The organism is Mesorhizobium sp. LNJC405B00, assembly GCF_000502615.1.
Taxonomy (GTDB): Bacteria; Pseudomonadota; Alphaproteobacteria; order Rhizobiales; family Rhizobiaceae; genus Mesorhizobium.
On the sequence record NZ_AYWC01000001.1, the window covers coordinates 522,661 to 547,274 of the forward strand.

The 24,614-nt window shown below is 64.0% G+C and carries 26 protein-coding genes; 12 read left to right on the forward strand and 14 right to left on the reverse strand.

Going from position 1 to position 24,614, the window contains the following annotated elements:
* Positions 1 to 157: 157 nt before the first annotated feature.
* The 3 genes from X756_RS162600 (at position 158) to X756_RS162590 (ending at position 2,349) form a co-directional block, all read left to right on the forward strand.
* Positions 158 to 910: a DUF4142 domain-containing protein gene (locus tag X756_RS162600; protein WP_023728480.1), complete on the forward strand. Its 753-nt coding sequence runs from the start codon at positions 158 to 160 to the stop codon at positions 908 to 910.
* Between the two features lie 31 nt (positions 911 to 941).
* Positions 942 to 1,547 carry a hypothetical protein gene (locus X756_RS162595; RefSeq protein WP_023728481.1) on the forward strand — a complete coding sequence of 202 codons (606 nt, stop codon included), beginning with the start codon at positions 942 to 944 and terminating at the stop codon, positions 1,545 to 1,547.
* 181 nt (positions 1,548 to 1,728) lie between these two features.
* Positions 1,729 to 2,349 (forward strand): hypothetical protein, encoded by a 621-nt coding sequence (locus tag X756_RS162590; protein ID WP_031237730.1) that lies wholly within the window; start codon positions 1,729 to 1,731, stop codon positions 2,347 to 2,349.
* Positions 2,350 to 2,390: 41 nt separating this feature from the next.
* On the opposite strand, the gene X756_RS162585 is transcribed toward X756_RS162590, so the two are convergent.
* The 3 genes from X756_RS162585 to X756_RS162575 form a co-directional block, all read right to left on the reverse strand.
* A complete protein-coding gene (locus X756_RS162585; protein ID WP_023728483.1) occupies positions 2,391 to 3,545 on the reverse strand; it encodes a PHB depolymerase family esterase in 1,155 nt (384 codons plus the stop codon).
* A 123-nt stretch (positions 3,546 to 3,668) separates the two neighbouring features.
* Positions 3,669 to 4,655 carry an aldo/keto reductase gene (locus X756_RS162580; RefSeq protein WP_023728484.1) on the reverse strand — a complete coding sequence of 329 codons (987 nt, stop codon included), beginning with the start codon at positions 4,653 to 4,655 and terminating at the stop codon, positions 3,669 to 3,671.
* Positions 4,656 to 4,899: 244 nt separating this feature from the next.
* Positions 4,900 to 5,640, reverse strand: a complete 741-nt coding sequence (locus tag X756_RS162575) for a FadR/GntR family transcriptional regulator (protein WP_023728485.1) — start codon at positions 5,638 to 5,640, stop codon at positions 4,900 to 4,902.
* 104 nt (positions 5,641 to 5,744) lie between these two features.
* On the opposite strand from X756_RS162575, the gene X756_RS162570 reads away from it, so the two are divergent.
* On the forward strand, positions 5,745 to 6,650 hold the full coding sequence (locus X756_RS162570; protein ID WP_023728486.1) for an NAD(P)-dependent oxidoreductase: 906 nt from the start codon (positions 5,745 to 5,747) through the stop codon (positions 6,648 to 6,650).
* Between the two features lie 59 nt (positions 6,651 to 6,709).
* On the opposite strand, the gene X756_RS162565 is transcribed toward X756_RS162570, so the two are convergent.
* Positions 6,710 to 7,312, reverse strand: coding sequence for a hypothetical protein (locus tag X756_RS162565; RefSeq protein ID WP_023691893.1), 603 nt, complete (start codon positions 7,310 to 7,312; stop codon positions 6,710 to 6,712).
* 52 nt (positions 7,313 to 7,364) lie between these two features.
* Between X756_RS162565 and X756_RS162560 the strand changes: the two genes are divergently transcribed.
* The 3 genes from X756_RS162560 (at position 7,365) to X756_RS162550 (ending at position 9,742) form a co-directional block, all read left to right on the forward strand.
* On the forward strand, positions 7,365 to 8,030 hold the full coding sequence (locus tag X756_RS162560) for a hypothetical protein (RefSeq protein ID WP_155922389.1): 666 nt from the start codon (positions 7,365 to 7,367) through the stop codon (positions 8,028 to 8,030).
* An 11-nt stretch (positions 8,031 to 8,041) separates the two neighbouring features.
* Complete coding sequence (locus X756_RS162555; protein ID WP_023728487.1) at positions 8,042 to 8,587, forward strand: hypothetical protein; 546 nt, start codon at positions 8,042 to 8,044, stop codon at positions 8,585 to 8,587.
* Between the two features lie 267 nt (positions 8,588 to 8,854).
* The gene (locus X756_RS162550; protein WP_023728488.1) at positions 8,855 to 9,742 is read left to right on the forward strand and encodes an AraC family transcriptional regulator; all 888 of its coding nucleotides are present in this window, start codon (positions 8,855 to 8,857) and stop codon (positions 9,740 to 9,742) included.
* Positions 9,743 to 10,063: 321 nt separating this feature from the next.
* Here the strand turns inward: X756_RS162550 and X756_RS162545 are convergent, their stop codons facing one another.
* Complete coding sequence (locus X756_RS162545) at positions 10,064 to 10,858, reverse strand: FadR/GntR family transcriptional regulator (RefSeq protein WP_023671079.1); 795 nt, start codon at positions 10,856 to 10,858, stop codon at positions 10,064 to 10,066.
* A gap of 3 nt (positions 10,859 to 10,861) precedes the next feature.
* Positions 10,862 to 12,304 (reverse strand): FAD-binding oxidoreductase, encoded by a 1,443-nt coding sequence (locus X756_RS162540; protein WP_023728490.1) that lies wholly within the window; start codon positions 12,302 to 12,304, stop codon positions 10,862 to 10,864.
* Between the two features lie 157 nt (positions 12,305 to 12,461).
* Here X756_RS162540 and gloA point away from each other — a divergent pair, with 157 nt between their 5' ends.
* On the forward strand, positions 12,462 to 12,872 hold the full coding sequence (gene gloA, locus X756_RS162535; protein WP_019856614.1) for a lactoylglutathione lyase: 411 nt from the start codon (positions 12,462 to 12,464) through the stop codon (positions 12,870 to 12,872).
* A gap of 74 nt (positions 12,873 to 12,946) precedes the next feature.
* On the opposite strand, the gene X756_RS1000000170500 is transcribed toward gloA, so the two are convergent.
* The 5 genes from X756_RS1000000170500 to X756_RS162520 form a co-directional block, all read right to left on the reverse strand.
* A complete protein-coding gene (locus X756_RS1000000170500) occupies positions 12,947 to 13,561 on the reverse strand; it encodes an ABC transporter permease (RefSeq protein ID WP_348529815.1) in 615 nt (204 codons plus the stop codon).
* Between the two features lie 18 nt (positions 13,562 to 13,579).
* Entirely contained in the window at positions 13,580 to 14,035 is a 456-nt protein-coding gene (locus tag X756_RS1000000170505; RefSeq protein WP_032999222.1) for a hypothetical protein, read from the reverse strand.
* Positions 14,036 to 14,039: 4 nt separating this feature from the next.
* On the reverse strand, positions 14,040 to 15,542 hold the full coding sequence (locus X756_RS162530) for a sugar ABC transporter ATP-binding protein (protein ID WP_023728491.1): 1,503 nt from the start codon (positions 15,540 to 15,542) through the stop codon (positions 14,040 to 14,042).
* 5 nt (positions 15,543 to 15,547) lie between these two features.
* Positions 15,548 to 16,531, reverse strand: coding sequence for an ABC transporter permease (locus X756_RS162525; RefSeq protein WP_023700938.1), 984 nt, complete (start codon positions 16,529 to 16,531; stop codon positions 15,548 to 15,550).
* 159 nt (positions 16,532 to 16,690) lie between these two features.
* Entirely contained in the window at positions 16,691 to 17,761 is a 1,071-nt protein-coding gene (locus X756_RS162520; protein WP_023728492.1) for a sugar ABC transporter substrate-binding protein, read from the reverse strand.
* Between the two features lie 305 nt (positions 17,762 to 18,066).
* Between X756_RS162520 and X756_RS162515 the strand changes: the two genes are divergently transcribed.
* Entirely contained in the window at positions 18,067 to 19,662 is a 1,596-nt protein-coding gene (locus X756_RS162515) for a GMC family oxidoreductase N-terminal domain-containing protein (protein ID WP_023728493.1), read from the forward strand.
* A 287-nt stretch (positions 19,663 to 19,949) separates the two neighbouring features.
* Here X756_RS162515 and X756_RS1000000168545 read toward each other — a convergent pair whose 3' ends face one another.
* Positions 19,950 to 20,399, reverse strand: a complete 450-nt coding sequence (locus X756_RS1000000168545; RefSeq protein WP_198019988.1) for a hypothetical protein — start codon at positions 20,397 to 20,399, stop codon at positions 19,950 to 19,952.
* Between the two features lie 33 nt (positions 20,400 to 20,432).
* On the opposite strand from X756_RS1000000168545, the gene rsgA reads away from it, so the two are divergent.
* Positions 20,433 to 21,458 carry a ribosome small subunit-dependent GTPase A gene (rsgA, locus tag X756_RS162510; RefSeq protein ID WP_023683132.1) on the forward strand — a complete coding sequence of 342 codons (1,026 nt, stop codon included), beginning with the start codon at positions 20,433 to 20,435 and terminating at the stop codon, positions 21,456 to 21,458.
* Positions 21,459 to 21,501: 43 nt separating this feature from the next.
* Positions 21,502 to 21,930: an ABC transporter permease subunit gene (locus X756_RS162505; RefSeq protein ID WP_280806592.1), complete on the forward strand. Its 429-nt coding sequence runs from the start codon at positions 21,502 to 21,504 to the stop codon at positions 21,928 to 21,930.
* A 13-nt stretch (positions 21,931 to 21,943) separates the two neighbouring features.
* Here X756_RS162505 and X756_RS162500 read toward each other — a convergent pair whose 3' ends face one another.
* Both X756_RS162500 and X756_RS162495 read right to left on the reverse strand, forming a co-directional pair.
* Positions 21,944 to 22,195 (reverse strand): hypothetical protein, encoded by a 252-nt coding sequence (locus X756_RS162500; protein ID WP_023683121.1) that lies wholly within the window; start codon positions 22,193 to 22,195, stop codon positions 21,944 to 21,946.
* Positions 22,196 to 22,422: 227 nt separating this feature from the next.
* Positions 22,423 to 23,607: a Gfo/Idh/MocA family oxidoreductase gene (locus X756_RS162495; RefSeq protein ID WP_023728496.1), complete on the reverse strand. Its 1,185-nt coding sequence runs from the start codon at positions 23,605 to 23,607 to the stop codon at positions 22,423 to 22,425.
* A gap of 86 nt (positions 23,608 to 23,693) precedes the next feature.
* Here X756_RS162495 and X756_RS162490 point away from each other — a divergent pair, with 86 nt between their 5' ends.
* On the forward strand, positions 23,694 to 24,581 hold the full coding sequence (locus tag X756_RS162490; protein WP_023714096.1) for a MurR/RpiR family transcriptional regulator: 888 nt from the start codon (positions 23,694 to 23,696) through the stop codon (positions 24,579 to 24,581).
* The last annotated feature ends 33 nt before the right edge of the window (positions 24,582 to 24,614 follow it).

Below are 24,614 nucleotides of genomic sequence, written 5' to 3' on the forward strand. Positions count from 1 at the left end.
GCCACGCGTCGACATCGCAAAGGCGCAAAATCCGAGGATGAGGGGCCATCATCGCGGCATCGACCCTCCCGGTTATAACGCTTGGGCGGCGGAACAAAGCTTGGCCGCACTGGTTAGGCTCACAGCACGATGTGTGCCCCAACGAGGATCTCTGTCCATGAAAACACGTGTTCTTCTAGCTTCGCTGGCCACCGCCACAGCCATGGTCTTCGCCCTGCCCGCCTTCGCCGCCGACAGTGCTCAGGACTTTGTCGACAAGGCTGCCATCGGCGGCCTGTTCGAAGTGGATTCCAGCAAGATCGCCGAGGGCAAGGCCCAGGATCAAGGCGTCAAGGATTTCGCCAAGAAGATGATCGACGATCACGGCGCCGCCAACGCCAAGCTTGCGACCATCGCCGGCGAACAGAAGCTGAAAGTGCCGACGGAGCTGGACGCCAAGCACAAGGCCGATCTGGAGGCTCTGCAGAATGCCAACGATGCCGTCGACAAGCCCTATGTCCAGATGCAGCGCGATGCGCATTCGGAGGCGGTCACGCTGTTCGAGAGCTATGCCAAGGACGGCGACAACGCGCAGTTGAAGACCTTCGCCTCCGAGACCTTGCCGACGCTCAAAATGCATCAGGAAATGGTCGAGAAGATCGCTTCCACCGACAATGCATCGTCGACCACCAGCTCCACCACCCCGGCCGTGAGCACGACCGACACCACCAATCCGGCCGCCCCGGTCCCGGGTGCCAACAGCTTCACCGAGGATCAGGCGAAGAGCCGCATTCAGGATGCCGGCTTCTCCGGCGTGTCCAAGCTGACCAAAGACGACCAGGGCATCTGGCGCGGTCAGGCCACCAAGGATGGCAAGACCACGACCGTGGCGCTCGATTATCAGGGCAACGTCGTTGCCGGCGCCAACTGAACCTCTGAACCAGATCGAGGAGATCAAGACCATGAAAACCGTAACAGGACTTTTCGACAACTACGATGATGCCTCCGATGCCGTCGGCGAACTGGAGGCAATCGGCGTGCCGCAGGCCGACATCAGCATCGTCGCCAACAATTCGGATGACTGGTACGACGAGGGCGACACTTCCAACGCCGCCGAGGATGCAGCCGGCGGCGCCGGTCTCGGAGCCGTCATTGGCGGCGCCGGCGGGCTTCTGACAGGGCTCGGCATCATGGCCATTCCGGGCGTCGGTCCTGTCGTGGCCGCAGGATGGCTGGCCGCCACCGCGGTCGGCGCCGTTGGCGGCGCGGTCGTCGGTGGCGCTGCCGGCGGCATCGTCGGGGCGCTGACCGAGTCAGGCGTCCCCGAAAGGGATGCGCATGTCTATGCGGAGGGCGTTCGCCGCGGTGGCACGATGGTGACCGCCAGGGTCAGTGACGAACTCGCCGATGAGGCCGAGCGTATTCTTGGCGAGTCCAAGTCGGTCGATCTGCAAGACCGCCGACGCGCCTATGAAGCAGGTGGCTGGACCGGCTTCGATGCCAATGCCGACCCCTACACCGACATCGAGGCCGAGCGCGACAGAACGCGCAACGCCAGCCCACTCTGATCATCGAGCCCCGCCGCCGTACGGCGGCGGGGCCAAGGGTGCTGTCGGCGCGCTGCAAGCGGCGTTCAATTCGGCCATAAGGGGCGGGTTCTCATCGGACCTGCCCCTTTTCGCTGTTGCCTTGGTTTGACCGGCTCCTGCCGTGTTAGCATCGAACCAGCGAAACCAGCCCCAGGAAAGCATGAGCCCGTCCCCGCAACTGATTGCCGAATGGCCGTTGTCGCCGTCAGCGACACTCGGGTCCGCCGTGCGCTCCAAGGGGATCGAACGTGAAGTCAGAGCCCGCCTGCCATGGGCAGTCAGGAAGCACGTCAAGGCCGAGACGGGCCGCATCGCATTGCGAATGTCGAGATCCGAAGCGGAAGCGTTCAAGGCCGCCTCTGCCAGTATCTCCAAAACACTGGAGGGAGTGGAGGCGCTGCCTGTGCTTCCGCGCGAGGTCGAGGATATCCTTACGATCTCTTCGCGCGAGCGCCACAAATGGCTCAAGGACGGTCGGCTGCAAAGCACCGGCACACGCACCGTCAAGATGCGTGGGCGATCAAAGTCTGTCACCTTCCACGTTTTCGACCCGCGGCACATCGAGGACGTCCTGGACCGCGATTTGGCAACCGTCTGGAGAGAGCAGGATGTCCGGGAGGTCGCCGAGAACAGGCGGCGCGGCGCGGGCAAGGCCGCGCTGACGCGCGCGGGAAAGGGCACCGGCCAAGCGCGCACTGCGAGGAACGCCCGGGACACTGAGGGCCCGCCGCCCGGACTGAAGGGCTGGGATGCGTTCGAGGACGAAGGCCTGCTGCGATAATGATGCTGGTGCTTGCCCTTGTCCTTCGTGCGGGGCGAGCCTCAGCCTCGGCGCATCAATCCCGCTGCCCGCAGCGCGTCCTCGATGACCTTGGTAATCCCGCCCGCCGGACCGCCTGGCGGATTGACAGGCTCCGGGGCCGGATCGACACGGACAGCTCGCGGTTTTTCCTTCGGCGAGAAAGGCTGCAATGCAGTGCCTGAAGCGGCCTCGGCTTTCGCCGTGCGTCGTACCTCTGGCTTCGTCAGCCCCCAGAAACGGGCGATGTGGCGCGTCGAGGAAATCCCGGCATCCAGCATGAACGGCCCTGCTTTGCCGAGAGCATTGTCGCCGCCCGCCTGCAATGGTGTGCCATGGCCCATGCCGGCAATGCTGTATGCCTCGACCACGTCGCGGCCTTTGCCGTCGGACCAGACTTTTCGGCTCTGACCGTCGACCTTTTCCGTGCGTGTCGGCGCTTGAGCGAGGCCGTGCACGCCCTGCCATTGCGCCAGCACCGCGTCGGCATTGGAAGGCACCACGGTCGTATCGGCCGAGCCCTGCCAGACCGAAATCCTCGGCCACGGCCCCTTGTGCGGCGAGGCCTCCCGCAACAGACGCTGCAGCTCGGATCTGGACGGGCCGCCATGGCCACGCATGCGGTCGAAGGCTTCGGGGATGGTCGAGGCGCTGCCATAGGCAAGCCCGGCAATGATCGCGCCACCGGCAAACACGTCCGGGTAGGTCGCCAGCATCACCGCCGCCATGGCGCCGCCGGCGGAAAGACCGGTGACGAATATCCGCTTGCGGTCGAGACCGTGGGTGACCACCGCCGCCTCGATCATCTGGCGGATGGACAGCGCCTCGCCGCTGTCGCGGCTTACATCGCCCGGCACGAACCAGTTGAAGCAAAGATTGGCGTTGTTGGCGCGCTGCTGCTCGGGGAAAAGCACGGCAAAACCCTGCTCGGCAGCAAGTTCGGTCCAGCCGGAACCATGATCGTAAGCGGCTGCATTCTGGGTACAGCCATGCAGCACCACGACCAGCGCTGCCTGCTTCGGCAGGTTTTCAGGGAGATAAAACCGCGCGCGCAAGGCGCCGGGATTGGACCCGAACCCTGTCATCTCGGACAGGTGATCGTCCTTGCTCTGTCCTGCACCGGCTGGCCGGCCGCGCATCGCGCTCAGCCGGGCGATCGTATCGGATATGTCTCGCAAATCGGTATCCTTGCGCGCCGGAATGGGCAGACTCGTGCACACAACGCACACGCAGCAATATCGTTGCTGCACTGCACAATAACAAGCGGCGCGGCCGATTAAATGAGGGCGGCAGGCGCTGGCTCACCAGCGCTGATGCACGTAGGGCTTGATGTTCTCGTCGTAGACCGCCTCCACCTTGGCCATCAACTCGGAGGACAACGGCGCAAGCTCCGCCGCTTCCGCATTGGAAACCGCCTGCGCCGGATTGCGGGCGCCGGGAATGACAACCGTCACCGCGTCGAACATCAGGATCCAGCGCAGCGCGAATTTCGCCATCGTGGTGTCGCCTGACACCAGCGGCCGCACCTTCTCGACCGCCGCCAGCCCGACCTCATAGGGCACGCCCGAAAACGTCTCGCCGACATCGAAGGCTTCGCCAGTCCTGTTGAACAGGCGATGATCGGTGGTCTCGAACTTGGTGTCCGCCCTGAACTTGCCGGACAACAGGCCGCTGGCCAGCGGCACGCGGGCGATGATGGCGACATCGTTCTTTTTCGCCTGGTCGAAGAACAGCTCGGCCGGGCGCTGGCGGAAGGCGTTGAAGATGATCTGCACGCTGACGACGCCGGGATATTGCATCGCCTTCAGCGCCTCTTCGACACGCTCGACGCTGACGCCGTAATTGCGGATCTTGCCCTGCTCCACCAAACGGTCGAGACGCTCGAACACCTCCGGGTGGTAGTAAAGATCGGTCGGCGGGCAATGCAGCTGCACCAGGTCGAGCGTGTCGGTCTCGAGGTATTTCAGGCTGCGGTCGATCCAGCCGTTGAGGTTCTCGACGCTGTAGCCTTCGACGGTCTGCTTCGGCAGCCGCCGTCCGGCCTTTGTGGCGATGAACGGACGCGCGCCGCCACGTTCCTTCATCACCCGTGCGATCAGTTTTTCCGAACGGCCGTCGCCATAGACGTCGGCCGTGTCGAGGAAGCTGACGCCCGCATCGAGCGCGGCATGCAGGGCTGCGACCGCATCGTTGTCATTGACCTCGCCCCAGGCGGCGCCGATCGCCCAAGCGCCGAAGCCGATCTCGCTGACTGATCTGCCAGTACGGCCAAATTTCCGTGAATGCATCTCGCTGTTCCTGACTGCGGCTTCGCCGGCAATGCCGGCTCCATGATTGCGATTCTTCGGGGAGCCTCATATCGCATGGCAACGCGATTGACATCCCTCTTCCTGGGATTTACCAGATTACAGGGTTGTATGACAACCAGGCAAGATTGCAACAATTTGGAGCCGGGAGGAACATGTCGCTGATGCGCGAACTTTATCTCGGCGGGCTCGCCGGATGAGCAGTCCGTCAACCGTGGTTGGCTCCCTAATCGTGAACAGCCTTGTCGCGCAGATCCTCGAAGCGGGCATAACTTTTGGTCAGATGGCTGCGCATGGCGCGCCGCGCGGCATTGACGTCCCTGGCTTCGATTGCCCCGAGAATGGCGCGATGCTCGCGCTGCATGCGGTCGAGATATTTTTCCCGCTCAGCCTCCGTCATCCGGTCGAGCCGCGTCCAATGGCGCGGGACCATGGCGCTACCGAACGTGTCGAACAACCGGGTGAAATTCGGGTTCTGCGTCGCAGCGAGAATGGCGCGGTGGAAGCCGAAATCCTCTTCCGAGCCGGAGCCGCCGGCACGCACCGCCGCTTCCAGCGCATCGAGCCGCGCGCTCATCTGCTGGAGCGCCGCCTCGCTGCGCCGCTCGGCGGCAAGGCCGGTCGCTTCGACCTCGATGCCCATGCGCAGTTCGAGCACGCGCAGCACCTCGTCGATCGATTCGAGATCGTCTGGCAGGACGGAAAAAATCTTCGGCATCGGATCCTTGGCGACGAAGGCGCCGAGGCCCTGGCGCGTGGTAATCAGCCCCCGGGCGCGCAGCGCCGCCAGCGCCTCGCGCACCACGGTGCGGCTGACGCCCGTGGCGGCGACAATCTCCTGCTCGGTCGGCAGCCGCTGGCCCGGCGCCAGGTCACCGGATTCGATCTGCGCGATCAGCGTGTTGACGAGCCCGGTCCTGAGATTGGGCGCCTGCGGTATGGCATCGAAAGTCATGGGCTCCGCCATCGGCGCGACTCCGGTTCGATTCTTGTTCGAAGGATTGCATCGACAGGTGTTCGCCGCAAGGTGACGAAAGGTGAGCCCGCCGACGCGGGTCCAAGGAGGATTGCATGAAAGAACGCATCGGCTTCATCGGCCTGGGCAGCATGGGCGCCGGCATGGCCGACAATCTGCTCAGCAAAGGCTGGCCACTGGCGGTGTATGTCCACCGCAGCCGCACCGCCGCCGACCGGCTGATCGCGGCCGGCGCCACCGAAGCGGCAAGCCCGCGTGCGCTTGCCGCCGCCTGCGACATCGTCATCCTGTGCGTCACCGGCACGCGCGAGGTCGAAGCGCTGGTCAAGGGACCGGACGGGCTGGCAGCGGCCGCGACGCCTCTGCTCATCATCGACTGCTCGACCTCCAACCCGTCATCGACGACAGCGCTTGCCACCGATCTCGCCCAGCAAGGCATAGCGCTGATCGACGCGCCGCTGGCGCGCACGCCCAAGGAAGCCACTGAAGGCAAGCTCGACGTCATGGTCGGCGGTCCGGCGGAAGTCGTTGCCCGCGCCCGGCCGGTGCTCGAAGCCTTTGCCGCCCGTGTCGTCCACACCGGCCCGACCGGCAGCGGCCACACCATGAAGCTGCTCAACAATTTCGTCTCGATGGGCTATTCCGCGATCTATTCCGAAGCGCTGACGCTGGGCGCCAAGGGCGGCCTGACGCCGCAGGTCTTCAACAGCGTCATCTCCGGCAGCCGCATGGATTGCGGCTTCTACCAGGCCTTCTTCGACTTCGTCCTCAACCGCAACGAAAACGCCCAGCGCTTCGCCATCGCCAACGCGCTGAAAGACATGACCTACCTCGCGTCGTTCGCCCAGGCCGCAGGTGTGGCCAACCCGATCGGCGCTGCCGTGCGGAATGGGTTTGCCACGGCGGTTGCCACCGGCCACGGCGAGAAGTTCGTGCCGGCATTGTCGAATATTGTCGCGGGGTTGAATGGGGTGTCGCTGGTGGAGACGGCGGGGGAGTGATGGGACTGGAGCGATAGGGCAGCGCGATCATATATTTGAGCGCCATGGGTGCCAGAGGATTATCGAACTGAACCCCGCGATTTGGCGATCTGGGTGTACTCGGTGATGGCAAAGTGCGCGCCTAGCTGAGCGAGTTCCATGGACGGAAACTCCCAATCGAATTGACGCTCACCATCCAACCAATCGAGATATTGGACGATTGACCCAGCGTAGCGCTCTAGTGCCCGCACGGCGCGCGTGAATGTATAAATCTCTTCGGAGCTCACCTCGGTATGGGTGCCGATATGCACGTCGAGTTTGTGTGGGCTCTTTCGGTAGCGCGTCACGTATGATTGGCGAATGTACGATGTTACCCCACTAGTGATTGGGTCGTGGATAAATCGGTTGCGGGCTGCTCGAATTTCACCATCGATCAAGTCAACCAGGATAGGGATATGGTCGCTGTGGCGCTCCCAGCGGTTAGCGACCGCATGTCCCTTGCAGACCTGCAAAGCACCGCGAAGGTCGAGCTCGTTTCGGATAAGTTCATAGGCCGTGTATTCGATATCCCGCATGGTGTAAAAGAGGACCATGAAGCACCCTTCCTCAAGATGTGCCCATGCAATGCACATGTCGCCAAGAGCGTGCTTAATTCTGTCAATCTCAAATTCGTCGTAGGCCATTCTAGAACCTAGTGAAAAACGGATATATGCAGCTAAAGACACGCTGAAGCGAATGCTCAAAACGCCGCAGCTGCATGGCTACAGTAGAGACACAAAGACGAATCCGCAGGCCTGGGCAAGTCCAGAAAGCGCAGATAGCAATCAATCCATAGATATGTCATTATCCGTGCTCACTTCATCGAATTTGGGGAACCCGATGTTGCGGGCAGCACTGATTTTTCTTGCAACAACATCGGCCGCGCTTCCAGCATTTGCTGGCGATGTACAGAAGTGGATTGAGATGCCTCCCGATCAGAGTGGGATAGCAGTCTATGTCCAAAATCCGTCCAAAGAACTGTCCATTTCCGCCACCGATGCGAAGGGCAATTCTCTCGACAATTTTGAATGGAACCTGCCCGGTTTTCCCCTCGTAAGGCAATACCGCGTGCCGCCTGGGGAATATCAAGTGATGCTTGATGGGCAGCCAGGTGCATTGATCGCCAATGCCAAGGCCGGACAGATTTCATACATCGAGGTGTCACAAAATGACGCTTCTGATTTTCGCGCCGTTCTAAAATCTGACAATTTCGACGCGTATAAGTCTGGCTTCGTTGATGCGCTTGGAGCGATAACTGAAAAACTTGGATACGAGAGTATCAAACCTCTCATATTTGCTCCGGTCGGGAATAAGATCTATATTAGGATGGCGGGGCCGGGAGTTAAACCGCCCCCAAACTGATGGCAAATGCGATGCGCGAACCGTCTAAAATCAATTTTGATGCGCTCAGAAACGCGATCTACCACACCGCGCGGCGCAACTACTACGACCTGCTCAACCGGCTCATGAGCTTGATAATTGTCGCAGCGGGCGCAGCGGCCGTAGCCGATTTTGAGAAGACCTTCGCTCCCCCGGCGGTTCTGGCTTTTGTGGCAACCATGGCGGGACTATTGCAGTTGGTGTTCGACTTTGGAGGTAAGGCGCGCACACATGAATTTTTGCAACGCCGTTTCTACGAACTAACGGCGGAAATCGCTGAGGCCGACAAGCCTAGCCCCTCAACGGTCAGAGATTGGGAGGCGACCCTTAAACGCCTCTACGCAGAGGAGCCGCCTCCGATGCGCGCAATGGACGCCATAGCCTACAATGCTGCTGCCGAAAGCCTAGGCAGCGACAAGTCAAAGCGCATTTACTTGACTTGGTGGCAGATTATTAATCGCTACTGGTGGGCATTCAACGGCGCGGAGTTTCCCTTCGTTTCTGACGTAAAAGCAAAAGACGCGTCGCCTTCTGCTTAGCTTCACCAATCCGACGGGTACGGCAGGTCATTCACACTGCCGCCAGCGACCTTAGCCCTGCGATGATCACTCTCGATGTCGTGTTGGAACAGTCCGCCGACCGGACAGACTGAGCCACTGCCTATCTTGCGACCTGCCCGCAGCCATCCGCAGTCGTTAATGCGCGCCGGAGATGCGGCACGCGTCCATCCGTGTCAAACCGCAAGATCGGTCGAGCGCGACATATCCGGGAGCGCCTATCTGGTGTCGCCACGCAGGACGAGACGTTTGATGACGCCACTTGAAAACTACCATGCCCGGATGCAGCGGGTGCTGGACCACATCGACCAGCATCTGGACGGCGATCTGGGCCTGGAAGCGTTGAGCGGCGTCGCGGCGTTCTCGAAATACCATTTCCACCGGCAGTTCACGTCAACCTTCGGCTTGTCCGTGCATCGCTATGTCCAGCTCGCCCGCCTGAAGCGCGCTTCGTACCGGCTTGCCGAGAGCGACGCCCAAAGCGTCACCGACATAGCGATGGATGCCGGTTACGACGCGCCGGATGCCTTCGCCCGCGCCTTCAGGCAACGGTTCGGACAATCGCCTTCGTCGTTTCGGAAATCTCCCGACTGGGGGTCGTGGCTCATGGCCTTCGGGCCGCTCGACAAAGCAAGGACCACGCTCATGCAGATAATCTTCGAACCCGACGACGTGATGATCCGCGATGTGCCGCCGACGCCTGTGGCGATCATGGAGCATCGCGGCGACCGGGCGACGCTCCAGGACACCATCCAGCGCTTCATCGCCTGGCGCAAGGCGGCCGGCCTCTCGCCCGAGACAAGCCCGACCTTCAACATCTTCCGTTCCGAAAGGGAGCCGGCGAACCCGGCCGATTACAGCATGGATATCTGTGCCGGAACCGACCTGCCGGTAGAAGGCGGGCGGATCGAGGACGCGCAGATGAAGGCCGGCGTGATCCCCGCCGGACGCTGCGCGGTGCTGCGCTATCCCGGCAACACCAACAATCTCGAGCCGGCAGCGCTCTACCTCTACCGCGAATGGCTTCCGGCCAGCGGCGAGGAGGCGCGCGACTTTCCGATCTATTGCCAGCGACACTTTTCGTCGAACGGACCGGTGCGCGAGGTGGTGCTTGAGCTGTTTTTGCCGCTGAAATAGCGCGGTGGGTGGCGGCCTATCTCCGGCCCTGAGCTGGTTGAGCCGACGACCGAGTGAAATCTGATATGGCGCTCCCCCACTCCGTCTCGGCTTCGCCGAGCCACCTCTACCCCCACATTCGTGGGGGAGAGGAAACCCAAGCTTTGAAGGGCTGCGATGTCGGAGATTGGCATTTCCTCATCCCCCATGAAATGGGGGGTCCGAAGGACGGGCGAGACCCGTGGCTCGCCCCGGCAAGGTGGCTCGGCGAAGCCGAGACGGAGTGGGGGTCAGCGCCGCCATAGGCGATTGGCCCAGCGCGCGGATAAGGCAAGGCTATCCCTAAGCCTGCCCGCGCACAGCCTTCCGCAACCGCGAATGCCGTACCGGAGACGCCGCCTCGGGCCCCGGCGCTATCTCCGCAGCTTCCCCCTCATGCAACCCCACCCGCAGCGCCGCGCCCGCCAGATGGTCGCGCATCGCCGCTTGCGCTCCTTCGGCGTCGCCGGCACGGATCGCTCTCAGGATGCGCTCATGTTCGCCGAGCGTGATGCGGGCCATGTCGTCCGACTTTTGCTGGTTGCCGGCGGCGAGAATGCTTTCGCGCACCCGCTCGGACACGAAGACCAGGAATTGGCCCATGTAGGAATTGCGCGTCGCCTCGGCGACGGTGCGGTGGAATTCGAGGTCGCTGCGCAGCCAGGCGACGCTGCCATAGGGGGCGGCGCGCATGCCGGACAGCGCATCGCCCATGGCTTTGAGATCGGCGTCGCTGCGCCGTTTTGCGGCAAGGGCCGCCGCCTGCACTTCGAGGATGCCACGCAGTTCGAACAGATTGCGAAACGAGTCGGCGCGCTGCAGCGTCTCATGGTCGATGGTCAGCACCGTCGGGTTGTTGCTCTCGACCACGAAGGCGCCGCGCCCCTGCTGCGACCAGATTCGGCCTTCCGAGCGCAGCCGCGCGATCGCCTCGCGCACCACGTTGCGGCTGACCCCGAAAGTGGTTGCCAGCGCCGCCTCGGTCGGCAGCTGGTCACCCGGCTTCAGCCGGCCTTGCGCGATCTCGCGCGAGATGGAACTGGCCACCAGAGTGGAGAGGTGTGGGCCGCGATTGACCTTGTCGAGTTTCAGCGTCATCGCTCACCTATAGTCGACGGCGGGTGCGGACGCCAGAATGCGGCCGTTGCTGAGAATGTGGCGCGGGTCGAATGCGTCCTTGATGCCGGCGGCGAGGTCGAGCGTCACCGGATCGATGCGTTCGAGGAACGCCTTCTGCTTGACCCGGCCGATGCCGTGCTCGGCGCTGATAGAGCCGCCATAGCGATCGACGACGGTGAAGATCTCGGCTTCCGCCTGCTCGAACAGATGTTCCATCGCCTCGGTGCCCATGCCTTCCGGCGGCACGACGTTGAGGTGGATGTTGCCGTCGCCGACATGGCCGTAGGTGACGGCCAGCGCGTCGGGCCGGGCTTTCTCCAAGGCGGCCAGCGCATCGGTGACGAAATCGGCAAGCCTGGAGATCGGCACCGACACATCGGTGCGCAGGTAGCGCCCGCCCCTGCCCTGCCGCTCGACCATGATCTCGCGGTAGAGCCACAACCGCTCACCTTGAGCCCTGGTCGAAGCGATGACGCCGTCCTCGACGATGTCCTCGACGCTGCCGAGAAACCCCAGCAGCATATTGGAGAGGTCGATCAGCCCGCCCGACGACACCTCGATCAGCACATAGACGGGATAGGGCTGGCTGAGCGGATCGGGAAAATCCTGGCCTTCGCGCATGGTGATCTCGATGCCGCCGCGCAGGATCAGTTCGAAGGCGGTGAGCAAATCGCTGCAATCGCGCCGGGCGCGGGCATAGAGTGCCATCGCATCCTCGACCGAGCGCAAGCCGACAAGTGCTGTTTCGATCTGCGTCGGCTTGGGAAACAGCTTCAGCGCCGCCGCGGTGACGATGCCCAGCGTGCCCTCCGAGCCGATGAAGATCTGCTTCAGATCATAGCCGCGATTGTCCTTGCGCAGCACTTTCAGCCCGTTCCAGATGCGGCCGTCGGCCAGCACCACTTCGAGGCCAAGCACCAGGTCCCGCGTCATCCCGTAGCGCAGCACGTTGAAGCCGCCGGCATTGGTGGCGACATTGCCGCCGATACGGCAGCTGCCCTGCGCGCCGAAGGTGATCGGCAGCAGGCAGTCGCTCGCTTCGGCGGCGCGCTTGGCGTCCTCGAGAATGCAGCCGGCCTCGACCACCATGGCAAAGTCGATCGGGCTGATCGAACGGATACGGTTCATGCGCTCCAGCGAGATGACGATCTCGCCGCCATCCGCCGCCACTGCGGCGCCCACGAGCCCGGTCAGGCCGCCTTGCGGCACCACCGGAATGCGCTCGGCATGGCAGAACCGCATCAGCGCCGACATTTCCTCCACCGAAGAGGGCCGCGCCACCGCCAGCGGCCGGCCGAAATGATCGCCCGACCAATCGCGGCTGTAGCGCGCCAGATCCACTTCCTCGGTCAGCAGCCCGCCATTCGGCAGCAAGCCGGCCAGGGCTGCGATCTGCGATGCGGAGGGTGGCGGCACGGCATTCATGGATTGGCTCTGGGCCCCTCGGCAAAACGGCTGGACAAATACCGGCGTTGTCGTGTTATCATACAACCCTGATTGAGAACATCAAGCGAGGCTTGCCGCCAAGCGTTCGATGTGGATGATCAGACCCGCAAATCACAGAATTCGGAGGACTTCCCCAATGAGCGACGCCCCGGGATTTCGCTATATGCACACCATGATCAGGGTGCTCGACCTCGACAAGTCGATCGCCTTCTACACCGAGGTGCTCGGCATGACTCTGCTGCGCCGCGACGACTACCCCGGCGGCAAGTTCACCAACGCCTTTGTCGGCTACGGCCCCGAGGACAAGGAAGCCGTCGTCGAGCTGACGCTGAACTGGGGCCGCGAGGAGCCCTACGAGATCGGCACCGGCTTCGGCCATCTGGCGCTCGGCGTCAACGACATCTACGCCGTCTGCGCCGAACTGGAAAAGCGCGGCGCCAAGATCCCGCGCAAGCCCGGCCCGATGCAGCACGGCACCACCCACATCGCTTTCGTCGAAGACCCCGACGGCTACAAGATCGAGCTGATCGGCCTCGACACGATGTAATCCGATCGGGCCGGACCGCATCGGCCTCGCGCCGATGCGGTCCCGTCCTGTCCGCGCTTGCCTGGGAGGCGGGATCACTTGATGACCGCGATCTTGCTGCGGTCGATGGTGATGGCGACGGCGGCAATGAGCACCGCACCGAACACCATGTTTTCCAGGAAAATATTGACGCCGACGAAGGTCATGCCGATGCGCACGATCGAGATGATCAGCGCGCCGACCGCCGTGCGGGCAACGCCGCCGAGCCCGCCGGTGATCGCCGTGCCGCCGACGATGACGGCGGCGATGGCCGGCAGCAGCAGCTGGTTGGCCAGCACCGGCGAACCGCTCGACAGCCTGGCTGCCAGCACGATGCCGGCGAAGGCCGCGAGCATACCCGACGCGGCAAAGGCGATGATCTTGGTGCGGTCGACATTGATGCCCGCGGCCCACGCCGCCGGCTCGCCGGCGCCGACCGCGATCGCCTGGCGGCCGAAGCGTGTGTAGCGCAGCGCCAGAAAGGCGGCGATGCCGATGACCGCCGAAATCAGCACCACCACCGGAATGCCGATGATGGTGGCGTTGATCCACGCCGTGTTTTCGCGACCAGCCTCCTCGATGGTGATGGCGCGGCCATTGGAGACCCAGAGCGCCAGGCCGGTGACCACGCCGCCGGTGGCGAGCGTCGCGACGAAGGACGGCACGCGCAGCTTGACATGGACGACNCATCAACAGGAGTCCCGCCATGTCGATTGCCGACGCAAATCGTGAGCCAGGCCGGTGACCACGCCGCCGGTGGCGAGCGTCGCGACGAAGGACGGCACGCGCAGCTTGACATGGACGACACCGCTCAACACGCCGAAGGCGAGCCCCGACAGGATCGCCACCGGAAAGGCGGCGAGGCCGAGCGACGGCAGCAATTGCGCCAGGATGACGCTGGCTAGTGACGCCACCGCCTGGATCGACAAATCGATGCCGCCGAGCAGAATGGCGAAGGTGACGCCGGTCGCCAGGATGAACAGCACGGAGGTGTTGGCAAACAAAAGCGCCACGGTTTCGCCGGTGAGGAAGCCGGGCGCGGCGATCTCGATGACCAGCAGCAGGCCGACCAGCAGGATCAGCGGAATGGCGCCTTGCGTCCACTTGCCCTCGAAAACCTGCCTGATGGAGAACGCCTCATTCATCGGTTCACACCATTGCCCTGAGAAGATCGACCTGGTTCGGCTTGTTGCCCGGACTGGCATCGAAGCGCGCGGTGATTGCACCGTCGCGCATCACCAGCACCTGGTGCGACAGACCGATCGTTTCCTCCAGCGTGTCGGAAATCAAAAGGATCGCCACGCCTTGCGCCGAGAGATCGCGCACCAATTCGTAGACCTCCTCCTTGGCGCCGACATCGAGGCCGCGTGTGGGATGGTCGAGCACCAGGATGCGCGAGCCCGCCGTCATCCAGCGCGCCAGCACCACCTTCTGCTGGTTGCCGCCGCTGAGCTTGCGGCAGGCGGCATCGGGACCGGGCGCCTTGATGCGCAGCCGCTTGATCCAGTCGGCGGCAAGCCGGCGCTCCTTGCCATAGTCGATGGCGCCATGGCGCATGACGCTGGAGAGATCGGCCAGCGAAATGTTCTCCGCGATCGACAGGAACATCACCAGCCCTTCGAGCCGGCGCTCGCGCGGGACATAGCCGATGCCCTTGCGCACAGCCGGCTCCGGCGAGGAGAAGCGCACGGCTTCGCCGGCGATTTTCATCTCGCCGGCATCATGCTGGACGAAGCCGCCAACGGTGCGCGTCACCTCCTCGCGGCCGGAGCCGACGACGCCGGCAATGCCGACAATCTCGCCGGCCCGGATCGAGAGATCGACGCCGTGATAGTAACCGTTGGCGCCAAGCCCCTTGGCCTCGACCATCACGATATCGCGCGGCGCGAGCTGGCGGGCCTCGCGGTAATATTCGGCCTGCAGGCCGCGCCCGACCATGATCTCGTGCAGCTCCGGCGCGGTGACTTCAGCTGCGCGGTGCTCGGCGACGACCGCGCCGTCCTTCATCGTGTAGACACGGTCGGAGATGTTGAGCACCTCGTCGAGGCGGTGCGAGACGAACACAAAACTGGCGCGGGATTTAAGCGAGCGCACCCGCGCTAACAGCACCTCGATATCAGCGGCGTTGAGCACCGAGGTCGGCTCGTCGAGCAGGATGAGCAACTGCCGCTCGACCACTTCCTCCAAGGTCAGCGCCTTGGCGAGCTCGACCATCTGGCGTGCGGCGAAGGTGAGTTCGGAGGTGCGCGCGGTGACGTCGATGTCGATGCCGATCTTGGCCAGTTGCCGCCGCGCCGCCGCGTTCATGGCGCGCCAATTGACGAGGCCGAAGCGGGTGAAGCGGTCCTCTTCGCCGAGATAGATGTTTTCGGCAACCGTCAGGTTCAGCACCAGCGACTGCTCCTGGAACACCATGCCGATGCCATGCCTGGCCGCATCACGGGCGTTGCGCATGCGCAGCTGTTCGCCATCCAGCGTGAGCGAGCCGCCATCCGGCCGGTAGCCGCCGGCCAGCACCCGCATCAGCGTCGACTTGCCGGCGCCGTTCTCGCCGATCAGCCCGACAACTTCATTGGGCCGCACCTCGATGGAGACGTCGCGCAGCGCCTGGACGCCGGGGAAATTCTTGATGATGTTGGACGCCTGCAGCATGGCGTTCACTTGACGATTTTCAGGCGGACACGGTCGAGCGACAGCGCCACCGCGGCGATGATCATCAGACCCTGCACCGTCTGCTGGATGTAGGGCGAGATGCCGAGCAGGATCATGCCATTGGCAAGCACGGTGACGATCAGCACACCGATCAGCGTGTTGACGACGCCGCCCTCGCCGCCGGTCAAAGCGGTGCCGCCGACGACCACTGCGGTGACCGCTGCAAACAGCCTGCCGTCGCCGATGACGGCGTGCGACTGGCCGAGCTGTGCCGCGGCCAGCACGCCGGCAATGCCGAAGAAGAACCCTGCCAGCGCAAAAGCGGTGATGCGCACGCGCACGACATTGACGCCGGAGAGCTTGGCGACATCCTCGTCGCCGCCGATCGCCAATATGTGGCGGCCGAGCTTGGTGTGATACTGGATGACAGTGGCGAGCAGGAAGGCGCCGAACGCGACCCAGACCGCCACCGGCAGGCCGAGGAAACGGTGCAAGGCCAGGTCGCGGATCGAGGCGTCGTTCAGCTTGATGGCCGTGCCGCCCAGCATATAGACCGACAGGCCGAGGCCGATGAACCACATGCCGAGCGTGCCCATGAAGGACGGGATGCGCAGCATGGTCTGGACGAGACCGCTGACGAAGCCCATGGCGGTGCCGGCGGCGATGGCAGCGAGCACCGCCCACCAGCCATAGTCGTTGCCGTTGCCGTCATTGGCGGCGAGCAGCACAAGCACCATCGCCGCCACCGAAAGCGTGCCTTCGACTGCAAGGTCGATGCTGCCCATCAGGATGATGAAGGTCAGCCCCATCGCCAGCGTCAGCGGCACGGCGGCGGAATTCGCAAGCCGCACCAGATTGCGCAGCTCGATGAAATTGGGGTTGGCAATGGCGATGAGTACGCAGAGTACAATCAGCACCGCCAGCGGCGCCAGGCTGCGCCAGCGCCTGCCGCCCAGGAATGTCGCGATACGGCCGGGGAACGATGTCATAGGCGTCGTCCGCTCGATGTCCGAAACGGACTTCAGGGGTTCTGTATGGATTGTCAAGAAACCGCTTCCCGTCTGCTGGTGACAGCCGTCGCGACAAGGGGATCGCGACGGCTGCGGGAGGAAGCGGGCCGCCAGGGAGTTGCAGCCCACTCCGATGGATCAGGTGCGGATTGCTCCGGTGACCCGGCCCCACAGATCGTTCCAGTCGATCTCGGGCTTCGCATCGACATTGGTCTTGTAATATTCCTCGACATTGTCGTGCGAGATCAGCACCGCCTTGCCGTAGAACTCACGGTGCTCCGCGGGCTCCTTGGTCGGGTCGAACTTGCCGATCTTGGCGTTGTAGCCGATGGCCAGACCCATGCCGCCCTGCCAGAACGGATCCGAAGTGACGGTGCAGGCGAACTCGCCGGTGCGCACCGCATCGACCGCCGTCTTGATGCCGTCGACGCCGACGATCGGCACCTTGCCGGCGAGATTTTCGGCACGCAGCGCTTCCAGTGCGCCGGAGCCCATATCGTCATTGGCCGCCCAGATGCCCTTGATGTCGTCGCCGAAGCGGGTGAGCAGATTGCCCATCAGGTCGAAGGCTTCGGTCGACTTCCAGTTAGCGACCTGGAAATCGAGCAGCTTGATGTCTGGGTTGGCGGCGAGCGCCGCATCGAGGCCCTTCTTGCGTTCGATCGCCGCCGTGGTCGAGATCAGGCCGCCGAGTGCGACGATGCCGCCCTTGCCGCCTATGGTCTTGAACAGGATCTCGGCGATGGTCTTGCCGCTGTCGATGCCGTCGAACTCGATATGCGAGACATAGTTCGGGTTGAAATCCTTCGGGTGCAGATCCCCAGGCTTGTTCCACTGGGTCACCACATAGGCGCCGGCCTTGGCGCAGGCCTCGACGATCGGGCGCGCATCGGGCGTGTCGTTGGGATCGGAATTCAGCACCATGTTGCCGCCGGTCTTGGCCAGCATCGCCTTGATGTCGGCAATGCCCTTCTCGCTGTTGCCTTCCGAAACCAGCGTGACGTGTTCCAGCCCGGCCCATTTGGCATACGCTTCCGCGCCGGTCTTCCACACCGCGTGATAGGGGTTTGACAGCGAGCGGATCGACGTCACCAGCGTCGGCTTTTCCTGCGCGCGCAGCACGCTCGGCATCGCGAGTGCCGCCACGCCGGCGGTGGCGCCCATCATCAGCGTGCGCCGGTTGACCGCAAAATTCTTCGTGTCGTTCATACCTCGAAACCTCCCGATTGAATTCTGTTCCGCCCGGCATCTTGCGCAGGGAGCGCGGCCGGGACCTCGTGGTGAGGATCGTCAAGCTCCTCCACTTGTACGACAACCCTTCAACACGATAACCATACCCTTTCTCTTGACGTGGCACAAGCGACTTGAGATCGTCGCGCGCAAGAGGAAGGGGCGGTGATTTTCATCGCCCGCCGGAGCATGATCCCTAGAAGTGGGAACCGGTTTTCTCGGACAAATCGGGAAACCGTTTTGTCCGGAGATCATGCTCCAACAAAGAGAACCCGGGAGTGGAAATGACGGATTACATCATTGTCGGCGGCGGTTCGGCTGGCTGCATTCTGGCCGCCCGGCTGAGCGAGGACCCGGACGTGTCCGTCGTGCTGCTCGAGGCCGGTCCGCCCGACACCGACCGCTACATCCATTTGCCGGTCGGCTTCTTCAAGATGACGTCGGGGCCGCTGATCTGGGGTTATGACACCGCGCCCGGCAAGGAGATCGACGGCCGCACCATGGTCTATCCGCAGGCCCGCGTGCTGGGCGGCGGCTCCTCGATCAACGCCCAGGTGTTCACCCGCGGTTGCCCTGAGGATTATGACGGCTGGGCGACTGAGAATGGCTGTGCCGGCTGGAGCTATGCCGACGTGCTGCCCTACTTCGTCCGCTCCGAGGGCAACGACACTTTTGCCGATGCGCAGCACGGCACTGACGGCCCGCTCGGCGTCTCCAGCGGCGCGCCGCATCCGCTGACCCGCATCTTCGTCAAGGCGGCGCAGCAGGCGGGCCTTCCTTTCCGCGCCGACTTCAACGCCGGTAAGCAGGCGGGCGCCGGCTTCTACCAGACGACGACGCGCCGGGGGAAACGCTCGAGCACGGCGGTCGCCTATCTGAAGCCGGCGCTCGGCCGCAAGAATCTGACGCTACGCACCGACGCCTCCGTCAGCCGCATCGTGGTCGAGAACGGCCGCGCCATCGGTGTCGAGATCATCGTCAATGGCCGCACCGAACTGCTCCGCGCCGAGCGCGAAGTCATCGTCGCCGCCGGCGCCATCGGCTCGCCGAAATTGCTGATGCTGTCCGGCATCGGCCCGGCCGTGCATCTCGGCGAGCACGGCATCAAGGTGGTCCACGATTCCAAAAACGTCGGCCAGAATCTGCACGATCACATGGACGTCGATGTCGTCGCCGAGCTCAACGGACCGCACGGCATCGACCGTTACAAGAAGAAGCGCTGGCAAGCGGTCGCCGGTCTTGAATATGCGCTGTTCGGCAAGGGGCCGGTGGCCTCCAACATCGTCGAGGCCGGCGGCTTCTGGTGGGGCGACCGCGCGGAGAAGACGCCGGACATCCAGTTCCATTTCCTGCCCGGCGCCGGCGTTGAGGAAGGCATCGGCTCGGTTCCCGGCGGCAATGGCTGCACGCTGAACTCCTACCATGTGCGCCCGCGTTCGCGCGGCAGCGTCACGCTCAAGTCCGCGGACCTGCGCGATGCGCCCATCATCGACCCCAACCCGTTCGCCGAGCGCTATGATCTCGAACGCGCCATCGACGGCATCGAGATCAGCCGCGAAATCCTGTCGCAGCCAGCCTTCGCCAGATACATCAGCCGCGAGCATCTGCCCGGCAAGGCGATGCAGGGGCGCTCAGCACTCGAAGCCTTCGCCCGAGAACATGGCCGCAGCGCCTATCACCCAGTCGGCACCTGCCGGATGGGCGGCGATGCCGACAGCGTCGTCGACCCCGAGCTTCGCGTGCGCGGGCTGCAAGGCCTGCGCGTCTGCGACAGCTCGGTCATGCCGAGCATCGTGTCGTCGAACACCAACGCCGCCGTGGTCATGATTGCGGAGAAGGCGGCGGATCTGATTGCGGGGCGGATGCTGCCGGTGGCGTAAGCAGGACAATGGCATGTGGTGGCGCCATGCGATTGCCTTGCCTTGAGCACCTGTCGCTGAGCGCATAGCACTCGAACCCCACTAAAAACGACAGCCTCCCGCAGCGCCTTCAACCGGCGCTTGCGCAACCCACCAACCGACCGGAAACCCCCGGTTGCGGGCCCGTTGCCGACGCCTGCGCGGGGATGTGAAAGCGCTTTGGCGCCAGTTCCGCGATCACACCATATGAACCGATCCAACCTCTGCTAGCTTGTGGACGTGGGACTTGTCCCGCTTTGGCCGGTGCTTCAGGCAACCCCATCCCAACCCCCGCCCCCTGTGGCGCCGGCCATCCCCCTCCCTTCTACCAGGCTTCCCGACCTGCCATCCTCAGCCGTCCTTGCCAACTTCGAGGTCGACGACGAGGCCTGATGCGTTGCATGCAAATCCAAACCATCGGGCAGCGTATCGAGGAATTTCACATCGGCTGTCTGGACGACCTCCTGAAAGGCGACCAGATCGGGGTCGAGCCGCCTCAGCTCCCGGTTGATGGCCGCCAGGCGCTCCGGTTCGCCTTCCGTGTTGCAGACATTGAGAGTAACGACGCGTAAGCGCATCAGCGAACCACCGCCGCGATGCGTTCCAACGTGGTGCGCGAAACGGCTCGGCCATCGGCGCGGTTCGGCTTGCCAAATGCCGCCATGCCGCCCATACACGGCTTGAACAACCGCCCCGAGGGTCCGCGCCCATTTTGCCAAAGGATACTCTCCGATGTCTGTGACGCCGTCCCCCTGGTCAAAGCCGTGACGGCCTCCCTCGCAAGCCTGGGCTGGACGGATTTCTTCGGCGACCAGCTTGAAGCCGATGAGGCAGACCTCGTGCCGACGCGCATCGCCTCGGTGCACCGCGACCGCCTGGCCGGCCTGTCCCGGGCAGGGCCAGTGGATCTGACGCTGCCGGCCAATGCCAACACCGGCGACTACGCCGTCGGCGACTGGGTGCTGGTCGAGCAGCATACACATCTGCTGCTCCGCCGGCTGACCCGCAAGACGGTGCTGGAGCGCCGTACCCAGGGCGGCAGGATCCCGCAGCTGGCCGCGGCCAATGTCGACACGCTGTTCATCGTGACGTCCTGCAATGCCGATTTCAACATCGCCCGGCTCGAGCGCTATCTGGCGCTGGCCAACGAGGCCGGAACGACGCCGGTGATCCTGCTGACCAAGGCCGACACCGCTGACGATGCCGAGAGATACCAAAGCCAGGCTGCCGCCCTTCAGCGTGGTTTGCCCGTAGTGACGCTGAACCCGCGCGTCGCCGATGCCGCAGCGGCGCTTGCTCCCTGGTGTGGCGCAGGGCAGACGGTGGCGCTGGTCGGCTCCTCCGGCGTCGGCAAATCGACGCTGGTCAACACGCTGGCCGGAGCGGCGCAGCAATCGCCGCAACAGACTGCGGGCATTCGCGAGCACGATGCCAAGGGTCGCCACACCACCACGGCGCGGTCGCTGCACCCCATCGCCGGTGGCGGCTGGGTAATCGACACGCCGGGCATGCGCACGCTGCATGTCAGCGACGTCGCATCCGGCATCGACACGCTGTTTGCCGAAATCACCGAGCTCGCACCGCTGTGCAAGTTCCGCGACTGCACCCATGTCCACGAACCGGGCTGCGCGGTGCAGGCTGCGTTGAAGGCGGGTACGCTCGACCCTGAGCGCCTTGCCCGCTGGCGCAAGCTGTCGGAGGAAAACCAGGGCAACACGCCGGTTCAGAGCGGCCCGCGCGGCAACAAATCGCCTGCCGGGCGCCCGAAGCGGCGTTGAACATCCGGAAAATTCCAGCGATAGAAATTGGAGGCCTGGCCATGTGCCGGGCCTCCGTGCCTTCACTCTCCCCGCATCGTCGCCTGGAACGTCGGCAATGCTGATGCGCCAGTTCATCTCCGGCGTGCCCGACGAGCTCATCGACGCCGCGCGCATGGACGGCGCCTCGGAGTTCTTGATCCTCTACAAGATCGTCGCGCCCAGCATCGCACCCGCAATCGCGGCTCTGGCCCTCTTCGCCTTCGTCTATCACTGGAACAGCTATCTGTGGCCGCTGACCGTGCTGCAGGGCAATGCCGACGCCTATCCGATCGTAATCAGCTTGAGCCGCTTGCTCAGCTACAACAGAGGTGCGGTCAACACCGGCTTGGTGATGGCCGGCGCCACGCTCGCCGTGCTGCCGCTCATCCTGTTCGTCTTCCTGCAGCGCTTCTTCGTCGATTCCATCGTCGGCTCGGCGATCAAGGGATAGCTGCACCAAGCCTTCAAGCGCTCGGCCTGGTTCCGCCACAGATCAGATAGTAGCACTCGTCATAGCGCATGTAGTCAGCCGCGCCCTTGTCCGGCCATTCGCCCGTGTCGAAACGGATTTTGAGTAGGCTTCTGCACTGCGCCACCTTCGCTGCATTGCTGTCCGGGAACAGGGTAACGAGCAGGCCTTGCGGAGCGCCGAAGGAAACCGCCGAGAGAACGAGGCAGCCGAGGCTGGCAGCAAGGAAGAGAGACAAGTTGCGCATTGTTACCGAATACGGCTGGGCCGATGCTCTGACAATGAACAACCCATATCATGATTAACACATGCATAGCAGCGTTTTGCCCAGTAAAGCGACCGAAGAGTACTTGGCGCCCCGCCGCTGCCAGGTCTGCTGCGGCGGCGGTAGCGCCTTCGGCAGGTCAATCCCTTAGGGCAGCGCCAGTCCCCCAGGTGATTGCTTCTACCGCTGAACCGCGGCAGCTCCCGTCCTCACCCAAACCTTGCCGCCGTCCAAGCCCCACCCGCTGCATTCGACTCCACCGCCGCCGCGACAAACTTCACCCCGCGCGCACCATCCACAACATCGGGCACCTGCGCCGCACGCGCCGGATCGACCACCCCACCAGAGCGATGGGCGCGAATGATATCGGCGGCGTCGCGGTAGATATTGGCGAAGGCCTCGATATATCCCTCCGGATGCGCCGCCGGCATGCGCGACACGCGCTGGCTCTCAGTGGTCGAGCCATGGCCGCCGCGCACCAGCGTGCGGGTCTCCTCGCCGTAGATGGAGAAGCGCAGTTCTTCCGGCCGGCCGCCCGACCATTCGAGCCCGGCTTTGTCGCCATAGATGCGCACCGAGAGATCGTTGTAGTGGCCGGGCGAGGTCTGGCTGGCCAGGATCGTGCCGCGCGCGCCGCCCGTCCAGCGCACCAGCACATGCGCATTGTCGTCGAGCCGGCGTCCGGGGACGGCGGTGAACAGATCGGCTGACACCGCCTCGGCCTCGCATCCGGAGATGAAGCTCGCCAAATTGAAGGCATGCACGCCGATGTCGGCCAACACCGCCGACTGGCCGGCGCGCGCCGGATCGGTGCGCCATTCCGCCTGCTTCTGGCCCTCGGCGTCGATCGGCTTGGTCAGCCAGTCCTGGATGTAGGCGCCATGCACGGACACGATGCGGCCAAGCGCGCCCGCCGCCACCATCTCACGCGCCTGGCGGACCATGGCGTAGCCGGTGTTGTTGAGCGTGACGACGAAGCGGCGCTTTTTCACCTGCGCCAGCGCCACCAATGCTTCTGCGTCGGCCAGCGTCGTCGACAGCGGCTTGTCGCAGATCACGTCGATGCCGGCCTCGAGAAAGGCCGTGGCGATCGGCGCGTGCAGATGGTTGGGCGTGACGATGACCACCGCCTCGATGCCATCCGGCCGCGCTGCTTCGGTTCGCGCCATCTCGCGATAGTCGGCATAGCTGCGATCCGGCGCGATGCCGATCTCGGCGGCCGATGCGGCCGCGTTTTCCGGGTCCGACGACAGCGCGCCGGCGACCAGCTCGATCTGGTCGTCGAGGCGCATGGCCAGCCGATGCACGGCGCCGATAAAGGCATTGCGGCCGCCGCCGACCATGCCGACCCGCAGCCGCTTGCCGGCTGATCCGTCCGATGTTGCGTAGACCATTTTCAAGCTCCTCCCGGCACACCGCTTTCGAATACGATTTCCAATTTTCATATTGTAAAACGATCGTATCGCGCTAGCCTGAAATCATGAGTGGGGCAAGCAAGGCATCCGGACGGTCCAGCACCGACGAGGCGGCGACGCGCAAGCGCGGACGCTCGCTGGCCGCGCTTGGCTACATCCAGCCGCAGACCTATGAGGAGCTACGCGCGGTGCTGTCGTCGGGCACGGTGCATTTCCCCAAGCGGCTGCGCCAGGTGGCAATCTTCCTGTGGCAGCATCCGAGCGACGTCGCGCTCGGCACCATCGCGCAGGTTGCGGCACAGGCCGGCGTGCAGCCCTCGACGCTGGTGCGCTTTGCCCAGATCTTCGGCTATTCCGGCTTTTCCGATTTCCAGGGCCTGTTCAAGGAGCACATCAAGGGCTCATGGCCGGAAGGGCGCGGCGAACCGCGCACCGAGACCGAGCCCAATCTGCATTTCCTGCACGGCATGGTCGGCGCGTCGCAGGCCTCGCTTGGCCGCATCGAGGCGGGCTTCGATGTCGCGAGTTTCGACAAGATGGTGGCGCTGCTGGCGGCCGCCGAGCTGATCTATGTCATCGGCTCCAAGCGCGCCTTTCCCGTCACCGCCTATCTCTCCCTGACACTGTCGCAGCAGGGCGTGCGCAATGTGCTGGTCGACAATGTCGGCTCCTCCGCACTCGACCAGATCGGCTGCATCAGCGGCCGGGATGCCGTGCTCGCTGTCTCGTTTAGCCCCTACAATTCGATCACGCCCGATCTCGTCGCGGTGGCGCATGAGCGCAAGGCGCGTATCGTCACCGTCACCGACAGCACCTTCAGCCCGCTGATCCCGCTCTCGGACAGCTGGCTGGAAGTGGTGGAATCCGACTTTGCCGGCTTCCGCTCACTGGCGGCCTCGCTCGCCGTTGGGATGGCGCTGGTCCATGGCGTGGCGGCGCGGCGCGACGAATGAGGCGTCACTGGTCCAATTGACTATCGGGAATTG